17 protein-coding genes and 2 pseudogenes are annotated in these 17,667 nt (G+C 67.9%); 13 read left to right on the top strand and 6 right to left on the bottom strand.

The features are described 5' to 3' along the window. The first annotated feature begins 61 nt into the window (after positions 1 to 61). Together H293_RS0141320 and H293_RS0141315 are read left to right on the top strand one after the other, a co-directional pair. Positions 62 to 967 (top strand): NmrA family NAD(P)-binding protein, encoded by a 906-nt coding sequence (locus H293_RS0141320; RefSeq protein WP_020123640.1) that lies wholly within the window; start codon positions 62 to 64, stop codon positions 965 to 967. Between the two features lie 242 nt (positions 968 to 1,209). Next, positions 1,210 to 1,779 carry a TetR/AcrR family transcriptional regulator gene (locus H293_RS0141315; RefSeq protein ID WP_020123639.1) on the top strand — a complete coding sequence of 190 codons (570 nt, stop codon included), beginning with the start codon at positions 1,210 to 1,212 and terminating at the stop codon, positions 1,777 to 1,779. Here H293_RS0141315 and H293_RS60725 read toward each other — a convergent pair. Beyond that, positions 1,662 to 2,405: a transposase family protein gene (locus H293_RS60725; RefSeq protein ID WP_028808645.1), complete on the bottom strand. Its 744-nt coding sequence runs from the start codon at positions 2,403 to 2,405 to the stop codon at positions 1,662 to 1,664. The genes H293_RS0141315 and H293_RS60725 overlap by 118 nt on opposite strands. 325 nt (positions 2,406 to 2,730) lie before the next feature. On the opposite strand from H293_RS60725, the gene H293_RS51130 reads away from it, so the two are divergent. Further along, a complete protein-coding gene (locus H293_RS51130; protein ID WP_020123637.1) occupies positions 2,731 to 3,072 on the top strand; it encodes a hypothetical protein in 342 nt (113 codons plus the stop codon). Positions 3,073 to 3,461: 389 nt separating this feature from the next. On the opposite strand, the gene H293_RS0141300 is transcribed toward H293_RS51130, so the two are convergent. Together H293_RS0141300 and H293_RS0141285 are read right to left on the bottom strand one after the other, a co-directional pair. Then, positions 3,462 to 4,142 carry a DUF4241 domain-containing protein gene (locus H293_RS0141300; protein ID WP_259294645.1) on the bottom strand — a complete coding sequence of 227 codons (681 nt, stop codon included), beginning with the start codon at positions 4,140 to 4,142 and terminating at the stop codon, positions 3,462 to 3,464. Between the two features lie 832 nt (positions 4,143 to 4,974). Further along, positions 4,975 to 5,535: a helix-turn-helix domain-containing protein gene (locus H293_RS0141285; protein WP_028808644.1), complete on the bottom strand. Its 561-nt coding sequence runs from the start codon at positions 5,533 to 5,535 to the stop codon at positions 4,975 to 4,977. A 182-nt stretch (positions 5,536 to 5,717) separates the two neighbouring features. On the opposite strand from H293_RS0141285, the gene H293_RS0141280 reads away from it, so the two are divergent. The 3 genes and pseudogenes from H293_RS0141280 to H293_RS60720 form a co-directional block, all read left to right on the top strand. Beyond that, positions 5,718 to 6,788, top strand: a complete 1,071-nt coding sequence (locus H293_RS0141280) for an isopenicillin N synthase family dioxygenase (protein WP_020123632.1) — start codon at positions 5,718 to 5,720, stop codon at positions 6,786 to 6,788. A 156-nt stretch (positions 6,789 to 6,944) separates the two neighbouring features. Continuing rightward, a complete protein-coding gene (locus H293_RS53965; RefSeq protein ID WP_158694510.1) occupies positions 6,945 to 7,292 on the top strand; it encodes a 2-dehydropantoate 2-reductase N-terminal domain-containing protein in 348 nt (115 codons plus the stop codon). Between the two features lie 102 nt (positions 7,293 to 7,394). Then, positions 7,395 to 7,628: pseudogene (locus H293_RS60720) on the top strand (IS630 family transposase); the annotation flags it as partial. 123 nt (positions 7,629 to 7,751) lie between these two features. On the opposite strand, the gene H293_RS51120 reads toward H293_RS60720, so the two are convergent. Then, complete coding sequence (locus H293_RS51120; RefSeq protein ID WP_020123631.1) at positions 7,752 to 8,261, bottom strand: nuclear transport factor 2 family protein; 510 nt, start codon at positions 8,259 to 8,261, stop codon at positions 7,752 to 7,754. Between the two features lie 169 nt (positions 8,262 to 8,430). On the opposite strand from H293_RS51120, the gene H293_RS0141265 reads away from it, so the two are divergent. Continuing rightward, positions 8,431 to 9,744 (top strand): MFS transporter, encoded by a 1,314-nt coding sequence (locus tag H293_RS0141265; RefSeq protein ID WP_020123630.1) that lies wholly within the window; start codon positions 8,431 to 8,433, stop codon positions 9,742 to 9,744. Positions 9,745 to 9,748: 4 nt separating this feature from the next. Here the strand turns inward: H293_RS0141265 and H293_RS0141260 are convergent, their stop codons facing one another. Beyond that, a complete protein-coding gene (locus H293_RS0141260; protein WP_020123629.1) occupies positions 9,749 to 10,219 on the bottom strand; it encodes a MarR family winged helix-turn-helix transcriptional regulator in 471 nt (156 codons plus the stop codon). A gap of 40 nt (positions 10,220 to 10,259) precedes the next feature. Here H293_RS0141260 and H293_RS0141255 point away from each other — a divergent pair, with 40 nt between their 5' ends. The 6 genes and pseudogenes from H293_RS0141255 to H293_RS51110 all read left to right on the top strand — a co-directional run. Beyond that, positions 10,260 to 11,279 carry an Ldh family oxidoreductase gene (locus tag H293_RS0141255; RefSeq protein ID WP_020123628.1) on the top strand — a complete coding sequence of 340 codons (1,020 nt, stop codon included), beginning with the start codon at positions 10,260 to 10,262 and terminating at the stop codon, positions 11,277 to 11,279. Between the two features lie 48 nt (positions 11,280 to 11,327). Then, positions 11,328 to 12,353: an LLM class flavin-dependent oxidoreductase gene (locus H293_RS0141250; RefSeq protein ID WP_020123627.1), complete on the top strand. Its 1,026-nt coding sequence runs from the start codon at positions 11,328 to 11,330 to the stop codon at positions 12,351 to 12,353. Between the two features lie 2 nt (positions 12,354 to 12,355). After that, positions 12,356 to 13,966, top strand: a complete 1,611-nt coding sequence (locus H293_RS0141245) for an AMP-binding protein (protein ID WP_020123626.1) — start codon at positions 12,356 to 12,358, stop codon at positions 13,964 to 13,966. A gap of 23 nt (positions 13,967 to 13,989) precedes the next feature. Further along, positions 13,990 to 14,952 carry a beta/alpha barrel domain-containing protein gene (locus H293_RS0141240; protein WP_020123625.1) on the top strand — a complete coding sequence of 321 codons (963 nt, stop codon included), beginning with the start codon at positions 13,990 to 13,992 and terminating at the stop codon, positions 14,950 to 14,952. Positions 14,953 to 15,068: 116 nt separating this feature from the next. Further along, positions 15,069 to 15,542 (top strand): type II 3-dehydroquinate dehydratase, encoded by a 474-nt coding sequence (locus tag H293_RS0141235; RefSeq protein ID WP_020123624.1) that lies wholly within the window; start codon positions 15,069 to 15,071, stop codon positions 15,540 to 15,542. A 492-nt stretch (positions 15,543 to 16,034) separates the two neighbouring features. Beyond that, positions 16,035 to 16,328, top strand: a pseudogene (locus H293_RS51110) (zinc-binding dehydrogenase); the annotation flags it as partial. A gap of 451 nt (positions 16,329 to 16,779) precedes the next feature. On the opposite strand, the gene H293_RS60710 reads toward H293_RS51110, so the two are convergent. Then, positions 16,780 to 17,616 (bottom strand): flavin reductase family protein, encoded by an 837-nt coding sequence (locus tag H293_RS60710; RefSeq protein ID WP_020123622.1) that lies wholly within the window; start codon positions 17,614 to 17,616, stop codon positions 16,780 to 16,782. Positions 17,617 to 17,667: the final 51 nt, after the last annotated feature.

Raw genomic sequence — 17,667 nt, 5'->3', positions numbered from 1 at the left:
CCATATATTTCCGAGCACAAACGGGGGGCCACCCCGTTTGGCTGGCGAGAGGGAAGTACCCATGACAATCCATCCGGTGTTGGTGACCGGGGCGACCGGCAACCAGGGGGGCGCGGTCGCCCGCGCGCTGCTCGACGCGGGGCGGCCGGTCCGGGCGCTGGTCCGGGACCCGTCGTCCGAGGCCGCTGTCCGGCTGGCCGCGGCGGGAGCGACTCTGGTGCGCGGCGACCTCGACGATCCCGCATCCCTCAAGGAAGCGGCGGCCGGGGCGACCGCGGTGTTCTCGATGGAGACCGCGAACTTCGCGAACCTGATGGCCGGCTTCGAGGTGCAACGTGCCCGCAACCTGGTGACGGTGAGCCGGGAGACCGGGATCGAGCAGATCGTGCACTCCTCGGTGTCGGGTGCCGGCATCGACGATCCTGAGGCCTTCGACGCGGAACGCTGGGGAGCCTTCCCGGCCCACTACTGGCGCAGCAAGATCGAGGCCGAGCGGGTGGTGCGCGAGGCGGGCTTCGCCACCTGGACCATCCTGCGGCCCTCCAGCTTCATGGAGAACCTGAGACAGCCGTCGATCTGGTTCGAGGGTTTCACCTCGAACCGACTGACGGTCGTCAACGACCTTGACGTCGCACGCCCATGGGTCGCTGTCCAGGACATCGGTACGGCCACGCTCGCGGCGGTTGCGCATCCGCAGCGCTTCCACGAGGTCGTGCTGGAACTCGCGGGAGACGTACTGTCCATGCGCCGCGCGGTCGACATACTCAACTCCGTACGGGCGACGCCCATCGAGCTGCCTAGCAGCCCGGAGCAGGCTGTCGAATGGGGGGTCATGCCGGAACTGGCGAAGTCGCAGCGGCGGATGGACACCTACCCGGCACCGGCCCGTCCGGAAATGGCCCACGCGCTGGGCATCGAGACGACGACCTTTGAGCAGTGGGCCCCGGGAGCAGTGCAGGCGGAGTGAGCGCGCCCGCCGCGCAGTAGCGGTCCGCCGAGCCTCGAACCACCAGCCTGCGCGTTGGGGTGTCCGGATCTTGATCAGGAAAGGGAAAGTTCCTTCTGAGCTGGGAAGACGGGGCCCGTCCAAGGTCTCTGTCATCGCCAGCAAGAAGGCACTTTCTGCGCGGCCGCTCGGACAGCCACGTCGCCACAAGCTATGGAAACCGATCGGTTTTATTTTGTTCCGCCCCGGGTTAACCTCGCTGTATGACCACCGAAGTGAAACTGACCCCCAGGGAGCGACTGCTGGAGGCGGCGGCCACCCTCACCTACCGGGACGGCGTCAACATCGGCGTCGAGGCGCTGTGCAGGGCGGCGGGGGTCTCGAAGCGCTCCATGTACCAGCTCTTCGAGAGCAAGGACGAACTGCTGGCGGCGAGCCTGGAGGAACGCGCCTCCGCCTACGCGGCCACTTTGCTGCCCGTGGCGGACGAAGGCCGGTCCCCCCGCGAGCGGATCCTGCACGTCTTCGAGCAGGTCGCGGCCCAGGCAGGAGTGCCCGAGTTCCGGGGCTGCCGGTACCTGGCCGTGCAGATCGAGCTCAAGGACCAAAGCCACCCCGCGAGCCTGGTCGCCCATCAGGTCAAGGCGGACCTGACCGCCTTCTTCCGCGCCGAGGCCGAACAGGGCGGCGCGAGCGACCCGGACCTGCTGGCCCGTCAGCTCATCCTGGTCTTCGACGGCGCCAGCGCCCGCGCGGGCATCCACGCCGACAACCTCACCGGGCTCATCGCGCCCACGCTGGCCACCCTGCTCGACACCGCAGGCGTGCACTGACCCCTCGCCCGGCCGGAAACCCCGAGGGCCACGGTCACCAGTGCCCGCTCCTGGTGGTTCTCGATCCAGGTGCGCAGCCTGCCCAGGCGCACCCTGGCCGAGTCCGGGGCGAACGTCGTGTAGACCTCCATCGCCAGCAGACTGCTCGTGGCGAGAAGGCAGTAGGCGAACAGGACCAGGTAAGAGGACGCGTGGGACAGGTCGGCGTCGACCGCCTCATCCAGCGCGTCTCCGTCGACTCTCTGCAGGACGCGCCGGATGGTGGCCTCCGCGGGGGCAGCCGGTCCGGTGTCCGGTTCCCGGCACGGCCCGCCGAGGCGAACCAGCAGGTCGGGCGGGGCGTCGGCGGCCCACCTTGCGATCGCGGCCAGAGAGCGGGATCTGGCCAGGACCGCACAGGCGGCCAGCGCCTGGACGAAGGCCAGCGCCTGGACGAAGGCCAGCGCCTGGACGAAGGCCAGCGCCTGGACGAAGGCCAGCGGATGACGCCGGCCCCGGGCGCGGTGCGGATCGGGTACAGCCGCCAGGCGGGCCAGGAGCCCGGCGTGGTCGGCGGGTAAGAGCGAGGCGGCGTCGCCGAGTTGGCCCAGACCGGCGGGAATGGGCGATGATGAACGCGTAGGCACGGTCTTCCGTTGTGGTGATCAGGGATTCGACACCTCATGATCGCCGGAAGCCGTGCCCGCCTCCGTCCGCCCCAGCGCAGCCCATCACCAAGCCCACAGGGCACCCGCCCCTCACCAACCGGGGGCAACCGCGAGAACGACGCCGCCCTGCCTCGTGGCCCCACGTCTGTCTGCACGATATGCGCTGCTCCACGGGCCCCGGGCCGAGGCGGGACATCCCGCTGCGGGGAACATTTCGATGGAGCTCGAATTGTTGGCGTCTGCCTTCTGACAGAACTACGTTGCCGAAGAGGTTGGTCAGCGATCGATCGAGGGGGACGGCTGCATGAAACTCGACAAACGGCTCGTCGGTGTGACGGCTGCGGGACTGTTCGCCGTCGGCTCGAGCCTCAGTTTCGCCACCGCTGCGGAGGCGAAGCCGGACGCGATCCCGTGTGCGTACGGACATTTCTGCGGCGAGGACGGCCGCGGGAACAGCTTCGATTATTGGAAGTGCGGAATCACGTCGGGCATCAACCTGTACGGCCCCGGCGCCTACAACAACAACCAGACCCCGGGGACCGTGGCGTTTCTGTACGACCGTAGCGGCAAGATCTGGGGCGTCATCAACTCGCCTGACGCTAACTACATCGACTGGACGGACGTCTATTTCGTGAAGCCCTGCTGACGCTTCCACCAGTCGGCCGTATCCATGACCGGTCCATCGCTCACCCACACCACCGGATGCGGAGCAAGACACGGCCCCAGCAGCCGGCCAGGCGGCAAGTCGTTCAACAACTGTCTGAGATCTTCAGTCAAAGGCTCGGGCATGACCGGAATCTACGCGGCACCTCTGACAGAGCCATCAGAACGGGGTCCTAGGCAGATCACGGGCTCGTCTCGATCGGCAATGCGTTGTCTAGATCAGCGACTTCATGCGGATTCTCCTTGCAGGTCAACCCTCCGAGCGCCGGTCAGGGCCGCAGTATGAGTAATCGTCAAGACCTGTGGATGGGGTGCCCGCCCGCACTGACCCACCGCGCCCGGTGGGCTACGACCGCGTCCGGCAGGCCTTGCTCACACGGCTGTGACCAGCCGGTTATGGAAGAAGGTCGGGCCAGTCGTGACGATCGAGGCGATGCTCCCGGTCTCCGTGCGCCCCAGCCATACAACGCTCCCTCCTCCGGTCGGGAACGTCACGAGGTCGGCTCCGAGAGTTTCGTCGCTCACCCGCTCGAACGACTCGCCCAGAGACTCGGTGGCCCGGGATGCATCCTGCTTGCCCGCATCGAGGTCGAGCCAGAACTGGCGGAATGGCTCGGTCAGCGATGGCCAGGCGGTGGCGTCGGCGAAACTCCCCATATTTTCCTCGGAGTCGAAACCCGGCCGCTCACCGTGGACGATTTGCTCGATGCTCTCACCGACACCGAGGGCCGCCTCCCAGCTGGCCACTGGGGCATCGCTGACAAGCAAGCGGATGGCGACCTCCTCGCGGCCGTCGAACTGCTCGCCGTTGTACTCGAACGGCGCTTCCGTCCAGGAGGCCTGCACCCGGTGAACGCCAGGCGGGATCGGGTCCTTCAGTTCCCGGCCGGCCGGGGTGGGCAACTCCCAGTCGGAATCATCCGGCCAGGGTGAGGCGACGACGAGCCGGCCGCTCGGCACCCGGATCGGGCTTACCTCCATCACCTCAACGACGTACACGGGTCTCGCCGGATCCTCGGCATGCGTGCCCACCTGCGCCCCCAGTGTGAACACCGCCTCCAAGTACCGGCTCTCTTCCGGACCTGCCGCCAAACGTTCATCTGCCGTATATCCCGTGGCCGAACCGTAGAGGGCCCCACTGACAGAGCCCGACGTCCCGGCACCTCCTATCCCGCTCTCGGTACACGAGTGGCCAGCGGGACCATGCGGTGACGGTGCCCCGTGTGATGGGTGGGGGCTGGCCTCGGTATGGGCGGGGCCGGCTGTCATACGGCGATGAACAGTTGCGGCAGGGCGACCACAGCCTCCCAGGCGGACTTCCGGGCGGCGTCCAGGACCCGTTCCTGTGCGATCTCCTCGGAGAGATCCACGCGTGCCCTCTCCAGCATTGCGGCTGTTGCGCACTCATGGCCCACCTCCCACCCGGCCTTCGGGGCGGCGCCAGTACACCTCACACCGTCCTGCTGGAAGGTTGCAGAGCAACTGGTCCGGTTGCGGGGGCGGGTTCTGCCCAGCAGCGGCGTGCGGGCTGGGTGGCCTGTTCGACGGCAGCGTCACGGTGCTGCTCGTGGCCGTGGCCGCAGCCCAGGCACTGCCACGGATGCAGAGGGGTGTGGCCTCGGGAGGAGATCTCCAGGACGACGGTGAGGGCGCCACCGCGGGTGCAGATGCGCACCACGGTGTCCTCGGGCACCGCCTCTGCGGGCGGGGGGGGGTCACGGTGTGCGCGAGGTCGATCCACAACCGCGCCTCTTCGAGCAGTTGCTGGCGCCGCTCACCTCGTTGGGTGCGGGCGGCGAGCAGGAGCCCGGCGGCCTTGTCGTGCATGTCGCCTAAGAGCTCCTGTGACCGGCCTGACCAGGGGCGGTCCCGGCCTCGGGCGGGTTCAGAAGCCGGGCGGAGAACTGGTGAACAGGAACCTGGCCGGGGCGTCGCTGTCGTTGAACCACTGGTGGGACTCCGTGGCGGCGTAATAGGCGGTGTCACCCGCATGCAGCAGGTGCGAGGTGCCGCTGATGACCAGGCGTACCGTCCCGTCGATGACGTAGACGAACTCCTCTCCCGTGTGAGTGGTGGCGGACTCTGCAGCGCTGCCAGGACCCGCCGTGACCTCGTTGCAGTCCATGAGGCGGTTGCCGCCGACGCAGAAGCGGACCGTGGCACCGCGCCCGAGAGGATACGAGCGCCCTTCGCCGGCGCGCACGACTCTCGCGGGAGCGCGGGCTCCCTCTTCGAGCAACTGGTGGGCCGTGGTACCCAGAACCTGCGCGATCCGGTGCAGGTTGATGATGCTGGGCATCACGTTGCCGTTCTCGGCCTGGCTGAGGAAGGGCTGGGACACCCCGGCCTGCCCGGCCAGTTGCGTCAGCGTGAGCCCGGCCGCTTTCCGGGCCACGCGGATGGATGCTCCGAGCGATCTCGCAAGGTCCTGCTGCTCATCGTCCATGGCCGGACGCTACCAAGGCGGCCGGCCAGCCGAGTAACCCAGTAACCGCACGGACACAACATAATTCAGAAGAAGAAATAATTACTCTCAAGAATATTTTGCGATAGCGTGGATGCTCCCCGCCCCTGCCCCGACCACCTCCTGTCCCTTCCCTGCTCGTATCCGAACAGTTGGAGACACTCATGCCAGAGCACACCGCCGAGACCCGCGCATTCTCAGTCCCGATCGTCGACATCAGCGCCTACACCGCCGACGGCACCCGGGAGGAGAGGGCCGAGGTCGCCCGGCAGCTGGACGATGCCTGCACCACCGTCGGTTTCGTACAGATCCTCGGCCACCGGATCCCGCACGAGATCCTCGACGGCCTGACCGACGCCGTCGACTCCTTCTTCGCCCTGCCACTGGAAACGAAGAAGGCGTACCAGGTGAAGGGGGCCAACCGGGGCTACAGCCCGCCCAAGAGCGAGTCGCTCAGCCTGAGCCTGGGCGTCGAGCCGGCCACGCGCATGAACGACTTCTTCGAGGCGTTCAACATCGGCACAGAGGCCCGCTCCTTCCCGCACCTCGACCTCTCGGAGGAAGACTACGGCCTCAACCTCTGGCCCGACGTCGAAGCCTTCCGCCCCAAGGTCGAGGCGTACTACACCGAGGCCGCCCGCGTCGCCCGCACCCTCACCACGGCCTTCGCCGACGCACTCGGCGTGCCCGGCGACTTCTTCGCCCGCCTCACCGACCACTCCGTGGACGTGCTGCGGCTGAACAACTACGCCCTGCCGGAAGGCCCCGTATCCCTCGCCGGCGACCTGATCGGCATGGGCGAGCACACCGACTTCGGCATCGTGACCGTCCTGTGGGCGGACCAGGTCGCCGGCCTGCAGGTCCTCGACAGCGACGGCCTGTGGCACGACGTCTCCCCCGCCGACGGGGCCCTCTTGGTCAACCTCGGCGACCTGACCGCCCGGCTGACCAACGACCGCTGGATGTCCACCCTGCACCGCGTCAAGCCCCCGGTCATCGACGGCACCGTCCAGCGCCGCCGCTCCGTCGCGTTCTTCCACGACGGCAACATCGACGCCGTCATCTCCACCCTGCCCAGCCACCTCGACGCGGCCGAAGGACTCGCCTACGAGCCCATCGTCGTCCGCGACCACATCAAGGCCAAACTCGCCGGCTCCCGCCAAGGCAAGATCAACACCAGCGCCGTACGCGAAGCCGCGCGTGTACTGACCGCCGCAAAGAGCATCCAGCCGTAAGCCGCGTCCAGACGGTGCCCGATCGAGCATTCGGGCTGACCGTCAAAGCTTGAGAAATCCGGCCTCGGCCAGGACGTGCCGGTCCTCGCCGAACGGCACCGGTGCGACGAACGCCTTGCCCGCCTCGGTGTTGGGAGCGCCTTCAGCAGAACGACCGTGTCACCTGCGCTTTCACGCCCGGTCCAGTACACGACGGAGGCCTCAGCCTCCATCAACACCACGTTGTTCAGCTGGTGGGCGCCGGCCGACAGGTCACCTTTCCGGTCCGCCCGGGGCGAGCAGGTCGAAAGGTTCGACGCCGGCTGTCTCACCGCGGACGAGCTGAACTCGCCCTACGACCTCATCCTGCTGCGCGTGAAGCCCGACACGCTGCCCGCCGTTCTGGACGACCTCGCACCCGCCGTCGGGCGACGAACAGTCGCGGCACCCCTCCTCAACGGCATGAGGCACCTGAACCTGCTCACCGAGCGATACCCGGAAGCCACCCCCTTGGAGGCGTGGTGAAGATCGTCACGCGCCTCAAGGCGAACGGCGACGTCCGCCAGCTGCTGCCCGGAGGGCAGATCCGCATCGGCGAACTCAACGGCGTCACCTGCGCGATGCCATCTGCACTTCACACCTACCGGCTCGCCCTGGCTCAACCTCGTGGAGCGGTGGTTTGCGGAACTGACGGACATACGGATACGACGAGGGACCCACCAGAGCGTCCAGGTCCTCGAGCAGGACATCCGCACCTGGATCGCCGCATGGAACACCGACCCCGAGCCCTACATCTGGACCAAGACAGCAGACGAGATCCTCGAACGCCTCGCCAGTTATTCACATAGGCCTTCTGACTCAGAAGACCAGTTGGTCAGCCATGGGCTGCAGCTGTCCCAGAGTTGCAGGGCCCGGTGCGCGGCGCCGTGGAGAGCGGGGCGGCATGGCCGGCTCGCTCCCCGCGACCGAAGGACGCCACGCCGTCTACGAAGGGTCGACCCCGTCCGGGTCCGTGCCGCCCACGCCTGGGAAATCGATCGCCGTCGTCGGTGACTCGTACTGCAGGAACGGCACATGGCGGCGTTCGGCGATGCGCCAGCCGGAGGGGTCCCGGACGAGCGTGTCCGTCACCTCGACCCACCGGATGAGGACCGACGGTTCGTTCTTGAGGGCCATCGTCGCGCAGAGGTGCATGTTCACCGCCGCGACGTCACCGTCCACCGTGATCCGCAGGCTGCTGATGCTGTGGTCGATGAATCCGAACGGCTCGAGTGAGGACACGAACGTGTCCGCGAACTCGTTCCCGGTGAAGTGGCGCAGGCCCCCGAAGTAGGACAGGTCGGCGTCGGGGGTGAAGCAACTGCGCATGAGTGCCTCGTCGCGGCGATCCATCGCGTAGGTGTACCGCTCGAGGACGTCCCGGACGGCGATCCGGTCCGCGGCATCACCGTCCTGCGCCGGATTCGTCGATGTCGACGGAGTCGCGTCTGTCATCGATGGGTCCTCCCTTCCCTTGCGGTCGCGGGGCAACCGTCCCAGGACTGTATATCAGCTACCGAATGAATTGTAAGCATGCTTGTATTCTGGTTTCGGCTCGGTTAACGTCTCGGCACCGTGCAGCTGCGCACACCGACTGCTTCATCGCCTCGAAGGAGAGGTCGCTATGACGGCACTGTCCGAAGCAGAACCCTCAAGTGCAAGCACTCTGCGACGCGCCACTCTGGCCGCCGCGATCGGCAACACCGTCGAGAACTACGACTACGCGGTATACGGCTTCGTGGCCGCAGTGCTGGCGAGAAACTTCTTCCCCGACGCGACTCCCGGCGTGGCGTTGCTGTCGACGTTCGCTGTGTTCGGTGCCGCCTTCGTCGTCCGGCCGCTCGGAGGGCTGCTCCTCGGCCCGGTGGCCGACCGCCTCGGCCGCAGGCCCACGCTGGTACTGACGCTTATCGGCATGGCGGTGGTGAGCACGCTGATCGGACTGCTGCCCACCACGGAGACGATCGGGATTGCCGCCCCGATCCTGCTGGTCGTCCTGCGCATGCTGCAGGGGCTCGCGGCGGGCGGGGAGTACGGGACCGCGATCATCTACGCTGCCGAGTTCGCGCCCGCGGGCCGCAAGGGCGAGATGGCCAGCCGTGTCCAGATGGGCAGCCTCGCCGGCCTGCTCATCGGCGCTTTCGTCGTGGTGGGCCTGAACCTGTCCCTGAGCGCCACAGCCATGCAGGCCTGGGGCTGGCGGGTGCCGTTCCTGCTGGCGCTCCCACTGGGGGCGATCGGGCTCTACCTGCGCAGCCGGCTGGGCGAGACCCCCGAGTTCGTCGCGGTCCGCGGCCGCATGCAGGAGCAGCCGCCGGTCGACCGCAGAGTGCGGCGTGCCCTCCTGCTGATCGGGGTGGCGGCCACTCACGCCGTCGGCTTCTACCTGGCGTTCACCTACGTGCAGAACCTGATCATCCAGCTCCACTTCTCCGCAGTGACGGCGACGGCCGTGGTCGGGTGCGCCCTGGCCGTAGGCATCGGGCTCGTCCTCGCGGGCGGGCGACTGTCGGACCGGATCGGGCGCCGCCGGGCGCTGCTCATCGCGACCGCGGTGATCCTGGTCGTCTCGTATCCGCTGATGGCGGCGCTGACGGCCACGTCGAACCCCTGGCTGCTCGCCCTCTGCGCGGTGCTCTTGGCCGCCGGGCCGTCGTTCTACTCGGGCATCGCCCCCATCACCTACATAGAACTGTTCCCGGTGCACTCGCGCGGCACGGGCGTGGCGCTGGGGTTCAACGTGGCCGTCGCGATCTTCGGTGGATCCGTCATCTACGCGACCCAGTGGCTCGTCCAGGCCACGGGGGACAATCGCGCCGGCGCGTTCGTCCTCATCGGCTCGGCAGTGCTGAGCGGACTGACCGCCCTCGGCCTGAACGGTGTGCTGGTGCCCAGCGCACCGCAGCGTTCCACGGCGGTCACACCCGAGCCGGTCTGAGTGGTCAGCTCCGGCGTGCCGCCTGGCGCGCATCCTTGATCTCGGCCTCGACCGCGACGGCGCATCGCCGGAGGGTGGCGACGAGTTCGGGGAACTGGCCGGGCTCCAGCTCCGCCCCCAGCGTAGATTCGATCTTGTCGACCTCGGCAGCCATCTCAGCGAGGCTGGCACGGCCCGCGGGGGTCAGGGCCAGCGAGATGGCCCGCTCACTCTCCGGGTGTGGGCTGCGCTCCACCCACTCCCTGCGTTCGAGCTCGGCGACGATCCTGGTCATCGTCTGCGACTTCACGAAGCAGCGCCGGGAAAGCTGAGCCAGCGACACATGGGGTTGCCGCTCGAGGATCTTGAGGGCTGCGTAGCCGGACAGCGTCATCCTCCACGGCTTGAGCCTCAAGGCCCCGATGTTCGCCACGGCACGCTCAAGGCGGGTGACCGCGTCGGTGAGGTAGTCCGTCTGGTCCGTAGTCGTGTCCACGCTGCAAGTTTAGACAGCATCCTTACATGGAGGTTCTGCCATGCCCGACCCGACCACCGCTTCCGTACCGACGGCCAGTCTGCCGCTGGACGAGGCCCGCCGCATCGTGACCGAGGCGATGGTCGCCGTGGGTTACACGCCGGAGGATGCCGCGGTCATCGCGGACCACCTGATGGACTGCGAGCTGCGAGGGCTGTCCTACGCCGGACTGGCCCGCGCGGTCTCGATCGTCGAGCGGATCCGCGCGACCGAGCCGCCGCAGCCGATCCAGGTCGTCCAGGAGTCCCCGGTGTCGGCGGCCCTGGACGGCGGGGACCAGGTCGGATACCTCGTCGCCGCCCGCGCGACGGAGATCGGAGTTGAGAAGGCCCGCGCCCACGGCATGGCCATGGTCGGAGCCCGTCAGACCTGGTACACGGGGATGTTCTCGTACTACCTGGAGCGCATCGTCGACGCCGGGTTCGTCGGCATGATCGCGGGCAGCGCACCTGCACTCGTCGCTCCGTACGGGGGCACCGAGTCCCGGTTCGGGACCAATCCCATCGCGTTCGGCTTCCCCACTGCCGACGGCCCGCTGATCTGGGACATCGGCACCTCGTCCATCACCCACGCGGAGGTGACTCTCGCGGCCCGGCTCGATGAGGCCCTGCCCGCGGGCAAGGCCTTCGATCCCGCGGGCCGACCGACCACCGACGCCGCGGTGGCCCTGCAGGGTGCATTCACCGTCTGGGGTGGGCACAAGGGTTCCGGGCTCGCCCTCGTCGTCCACCTCCTCGGCATGCTCGCCGGCGCCTCGGCGGCTCCCGTCGGCGTCTCCGACTGCGGCTTCCTGGCCGTCGTTCTCGACCCGTCGAAGCTTGGTGACGCCGCCGACTTCCGTGCCCGCGCGGCCGAATTCGCCGAGTCCGTCCGCAACACCCGCCCCGTCGACGGCGGTTCGGCGGTCCGGGTCCCCTTCGATCGCTCGGCGGCCCGGAGGGCGGAGACCCTGCGTCGCGGAACGATCGAGGTCACGGTTCCCGTGCTGGAGGCCCTCAGGCAGATCACGATAGGGAAATAGCCAGCATGCTTATATAGTGTGAGCATCCTAATATGAGGAGAGTGAGTCGTGGTCGACTTCTTCACGGGACTCCAACCGCTCGCGCCGGGCGAGACCGACCCCGCCCGGCTCGCCGAGCGGGTGCGTGAGCTCGACGCGTCGGAGGCGATCGATCGAGTGCTCGTGGGCTACTCGTCGATCTGGCCCCACAACCATGCGATGGCGCCGTACATGCTGGCGATGACCGAGAAGTTCTCGCCGATCGTGGCTCACCGCCCCGGCGTCATGGCCCCGACGGCGGCGGCCCGGTACTTCGCCACCCTGGACGTCCTGGCACAGGGGCGACTGGCGATCAACGTGGTGGTGGGAGGAGCGGACAAGGATCTGCACCGCGAGGGCGATCACACCCCGAAGTCGGAACGGTACGAGCGGGCGATCGAATACCTCGACCTGGTTCGCCGCACCTGGACCGAGCCGACGTCGTTCGACCATCAGGGCCGCTTCTACGCCGCGGAGAACGTCAAGCTCCTCACCCGCCCGGCCCAGGGGCAGGTCCCGATCTTCATGGGCGGGGAGAGCGACGCCGCGGTGGACTTCGGCGCCCGGCACGCCGACCTCTACATGCTGTGGGGAGAGCCGTTCTCAGGAACACGGGAGCGCGTCGCCCGGGTTCGCGCCGCCGCCGAAGGCTACGCGCGCCAGATCGAGTTCTCGCTGAGCCTGCGGCTGTTTCTCGGCAGGACCGAGGACGAAGCGTGGGCCAAGGCACGCTCGGTCGAGCGGCAGATCGCCGAGGCCCAGGGCAGCCACGCCTTCCTGCGCTCGTCGGCGACCGACAACTCCATCGGTCGGCAGCGGGCACTGGCACTGACCGACGAAGAACTCCACGACACCTGTTTCTGGACCGGCCTGACCAAATTGCTGGGCGGGTTCGCCAACTCGCAGGCACTCGTCGGAACCGAGGAGCAGATCCTGGACACCCTCGGCACCTACCACGACCTGGGCATCGGGACCTTCCTGGTCACCACCGGCGCCGAGGCCGGCTGGGACCCCGCCCTGGAAGCCTTCCTGCTGCGCGCCAAGAAGGAGCTCTGACCATGCTCGACCTGCCATCACTGGGAGGCGGCACGGTCGGCGGGCTGCTCGCCGACCGCGCCCGCCGCACCCCCGACAAGCCGGCTCTGCTCTTTGAGGACGAGCAACTCAGCTATGCGGAAATGGACGCCGCGGCCTCGGCCGTGGCGCGGGGGCTGCTCGGCCTCGGAGCCGCTCCCGGCTCATCGGTCGGAGTATTCCTGCCCAATCGGACCGAAACCCTCGTCGCCTTCTTCGGCATCGCCCGTGCCGGCCTCGTCGAGGTACCCGTGAACACCGCCTACAAGGGCACCTTCCTCGAACACGCCCTTGGATTCACGGACGTGCAGGTCCTCCTCACCGAGCCCGGGCTGCTCGACCTCGTCGCCACCCTGCCGGAACGCCCCCACGCACTGCGCACGATCGTGCTGCTGACCGACGCCGCCCCGGCCAATGTGTCGCTGCCCGGTGTCGAGATCCTCACCTGGCACGACATGATCCGCCGGGGCGACGCGTCCACGGCGTTTCCCGAGGTCGCCTTGGACGACCCGATGGCGATCATGCTGACCTCCGGGACCACCGGACGCAGCAAGGGCGCGGTCTATCCGGCGCTGATGCCGGTGGTCGCCGCGCACGAGTTCGCCGTGGCCATGGGAACCACCTCCGACGAACGGCTCTACACATGCCTGCCGTTGTTCCACGGGGCCGCGAAGTTCAACCTCTCCCTGCACGCCGTCGCCGCCGGCGCCACCATCGTGCTCGGCCGACGGTTCAGCGCGAGCCGGTTCTGGGACGACATTCGCCGCCACGAGGTCACACAGTTCAACGCCCTCGGATCCGTCCTGCCCATGCTGCTCGCCCAGCCCCCGTCGGACCGCGACCGCGACCATCCCGCCCGTAAGGTCTTCGCCGCGCCGGCTCCACCACCGGTCCTGGCCGCGGTCGAGGAACGCTTCGGAGTGCATGTCGTCGAGGGCTACGGCCTCACCGAGATCAAGACGATCACCTGGAATCCCCTACGGCAACGCAAAATCGGCTCCATCGGCGTCCCGTCGGCCACGACCCTCCTTGAGGTCCACGACGACCTCGGCTTCCCACTGCCGCCCCGGCAGGTCGGGGAGATCGTGTACCGGCCCCGCGTTCCGCACATCATGTTCTCCGGCTACCACCACCAGCCCGACGCCACCCTGGAGACCTCCCGCGATCTGTGGTGGCACACCGGAGACCTCGGCTACACCGACGAGGACGGCTACTTCTACTTCGTCGACCGCAAGAAGGATGCTCTGCGGCGCCGCGGCGAGAACGTGTCCTCCCAGGAGGTCGAGGCCGTCCTGCTCACTCATCCCGCCGTGTCCGCGGCCGCCGCGATCGGGGTGGCCTCCGACCTCGGCGAGCAGGAGGTCATGGCCGTCGTCCAGGTCGCCGACAACGCCGAACTCGACCTGAAGGACCTCTTCACGCACTGCGACCGGTCCATGCCGCACTTCATGGTGCCCCGCTACTACCGCCTCGTCGACGCCATGCCCGCCACCCCCACCGGCAAGATCCGCAAGGCGGCGCTGAGGAAGACCGGGCTCACCGACGACGACTGGGACGCCGAAGCCGCCGGCCTGACCCCCACCCGCCACCGCTGACCCCAGCCGAAGGAGACACGTCGATGACACCACCTCCTCCCCCATCACCCGGCACCACGCCCCGGCCCATCGTCCGGCTGCGCGAGATCACACCCAGGCTCACCTTCCAGGCGCACCAGGCACCGACAAGCCTGAAGATCGAACTCGTGCAACGCCTCGTCAGCGCCGGGATCCAGGACTTCGAACTGTCCTCGTTCGTGCGCCCCGACCTCGTTCCCGGGCTCGCCGACGCCGCCGACGTGTTCGCCGCCATGCGCGCGATACCCGACCTGACACTCGGTTGCTGCATCGGCAACGAACGAGGTCTGCGCGCCGCCGCCGCCGCGGGCGCCGACTCCGCCGCCTTCCTGCTCTCGGCGGACGAGGACTTCGCCCGCGCCAACATCGGGCGCAGCACCGCCGACTCCCTCGTCGAACTCGAACGCCTCGCCTCCGTGGCCGCGGACCTCGACATCACCTTGAGCACCTACGTCATCTTCGCGTGGGGCGGCCCCGCCGGCCCCGCCCGCGGCCCGGCCGAACTGGAGCCACTGGCCCGCCGGCTCGTCGACATCGGCGTGGTCAAGTGGATCCTGGCCGACTCCTTCGGCTACGCCGCCCCGCCCCAGATCCGCGAGTTGCTCGAAACCGCGTCTCAGTACGTGCCCCTCCGGTCGGTGACCGTCCAGGTCCACGACAGCCGAGGCCTCGGCATCGCGAACGTCCTGGAACTCGCCGCTCTCGGTGTGGGCACGATCGACGTCTCCCTCGCCGGCAGCGGCGGCCATCCCGCGATGCCGGGCCAGCGCGGTGGCGGGGTCTGCACCGAGGACGCCGTCCAGGCCCTCGAACTGGCCGGCTACGACACCGACACCGACCTCGCCGCCCTCGTCGACACGGCCAACTGGCTTGAGAACGCCGGAGTTCCCGGCCTGGGCTTCGTCCGACACGTCGGCCCCGTGCCCACCACGGCACACAAGCCGGCGGCACTGACCTTCTCCTGGTGAGCATCCATGACGCCCCACACCTGGAACGCACAACACGAAAGCGAGCCGACAAAGTGACGACAGGTACGTCTGCCATCGCAGGACTGCGAACAAGCGACCAGCGCTACACAATCGCCGTGATCGACGGCCCGAACGTCTCCAATCTCGCACGGCGAAACAAGCGGATGTACGGCCCCAACGCATCCGCCGAGGGCCTCAAGGAGTTCGTCCTGGACTGGGGTGCCCGGCTCGGCGTCGTAGTGGAACGGTTCCTGTCGAACCATGAGGGCGACATCCTCGAGTACATCCACGAATCGAGCGACCGGGTGGACGGATACATCGTCAATCCAGCCGGGCTGACCACCACCAGCCACTCGGTCCCCTTCGCTCTCTACGACACCGGCAAACCGGTGGTCGAGGTGCACTTCGCCAACATCAAGGCATCGGCGACGACCGCACGGGGCCCGGTCATCGGCCCCGGCGAGTCCACCTTCACGCCGCTGGTCTCCGGCCAGTTCATGGGAATGCGGGAGTACAGCTACGCGGGCGCACTACTGTCCCTGGTCCTCGCGTTGGACGACACGACCTTCTTCGGCGCCAAGCCCGAGTAGGCGGACCGGCACAACGTCCCGGCACAATGCGCGCATCGGCCTGACCGCGTCCTCGCCGCACACAAACCACGGACCGCGCACCCGGCTGCGTTCGGGTGCAGACGGAGATATCGCGTCGGTGCAGCAGATCTTCTGATGCATCGAAAACCTGCAGACCGAACGCGGCTGGGCCGACACCGAGTGGCGGTCGAGAGGATAGGCGATGCCCCGGCGGAGGCCTCAGTCCCCATGGGTGGCCGGCTCGGGGCCGGCGTCGAGCGCATCGAGCGCTGCTTCGCCATTCGTCCTCGCCCACTCCGTCAGCATGTGGATCGGATCGATCAACGCCGCCCCGAGCAAGGAGAGTTTTTACTCGACGCGGGGCGGCACTTCGGCGTAGGCGTGGCGTTTGATGAGGTCCGTGCGCCTCAGCGTTTGAGCGTCTGGGTGAGCATCTTGCGGGAGATGCCGCCGATCAACTCGATCAGCTTGCCATGGCACACCGGGCCCTGCGGCGGCGAAACCGTCGAGCGGTCGCTCGACGTGCTCTGCCCAGGCGGTCATCTCGTGACCGTGGCAGCCGAGGAGAGTTCGGAACTCGCCGCCAAGTACGACGCGGCCGGCATGCGTTTCAACGGCATTGCTGTCGACCCCGATCCGGTCGCCCTGCGAGGTCTCGTCGAACTCGGTATACAGGGCAGACTCCGGATCCACGTGCACCAGACGTTCCCGCTCGAGCGTGTCGCCGACGCGCACCGACTGCTCGACAGCGGCCACCTCCAGGGCAAGCTCGTCCTGACCGTCTGATCGCGTCATGGGCCTCGCATGAGCGCGGCCCCAAAGAGACCCATGCGTCGCGAAAATGGCACGCCGACCTGTCTGGTGTGCGTAGGCGTCAGGAGGGCCATCGTTGTGGCCGATGAATCCCAGGTCGGCGATGACGCCGAGCGACGGCGAGGGCGTATGAGGGAGCCGTCCAGCAGGACCACCGCCCTCTTACGGTCAACGTCCGCTGCCGACTACGGTTTTCGTCCTCATTCCAGGCCAAGACCGGTGATGCACCGGCGTCCGTCCAGGATGCGTCCCGAAAGAAGGCCGGCGGGCAGGCCGGCAAGGCGTACTCGCCTCGCGCGGTCCATGGGCAGCGGAACTCCGTCGAACGCTGCATCCACCAGGTCAAACAATGACGCGGCCCGGCCACCTGTCGGGGCAAGACCGGAGTCTAGGGATGGCCCCACAACGGGTCGTCGGGTGATGCTCAGGCAGCCGCGAGTTGGTGGTATTGACTTCGGAAGAACAGCAGCGGGTCCGCCGTGGCGTCGGCCGCCAGATCATCGACGCGGCCGATGACGATGTGGTGATCGCCCGCGTCGTGTACCGCCTCGATCGTGCAGTCGATCCAGGCCACGACCCCTTCGAGAACCGGATTGCCGTGGGGCCCGGGTTGCCAGCTCAGATTGGCGAACTTATCTCCGCCGGACACCGCCAGGGCTCGGCAGACATCTTCCTGACCAGCGGCTAGAACGTTGGCACAGAAGGTGCCGCGCCTGGCTATGGCGGGGAACGTGGCGGACGCCTTGCCAGGCAGAAACGCGACCAGCGGTGGGTCGAGCGAGACCGACGTAAACGACGAAACCGCCATGCCCACCGCTCTCCCCTCCGCATCGAGCGAGGTGATCGCCGCAATCCCGCTGGGGAAATTCCCTAGGACGGACCGGAACTGGCGTGATGTAAGCATGCTGACATAATATAAGCAACGCACGCATTGATGCAAGCATGCTGAACATCGACTGACGAGGACCACGAAGGCGGTGATCTGGGCGGTGAGGGCGGTGATGACGAAGTCGGCGGCGTCCATGGCGGTGGCGCTTTCGCAGTCGGCGCGTAGTTCGTTGATGCGCTGCTCGAAGGCGGGGAGGCAGGAGGGGCCGGGCCGGTAGAAGCCGCAGCCGACGCATTGGAAACGGATGGGGTAGGAGTTGCCTCCGGCTTTGACGTTGCTGGGTTCGGTGCATCCGTCGTAGGGGACGGCGACCGGCCGCGGCTCGTAGGTGGTGTCGGAGCAGGGGCTGGGCCGGCCGTGGTGGTCGACCACGTGGGCGGCGAGCTTGGTGACGGCTTGGCGTTTCCGCTAGAGGGAGACCGC

The sequence above is a fragment of the Streptomyces canus 299MFChir4.1 genome, assembly GCF_000383615.1.
Lineage (GTDB): Bacteria > Actinomycetota > Actinomycetes > Streptomycetales > Streptomycetaceae > Streptomyces > Streptomyces canus_C.
This window is presented reverse-complemented; position numbering and strand designations above follow the sequence as displayed.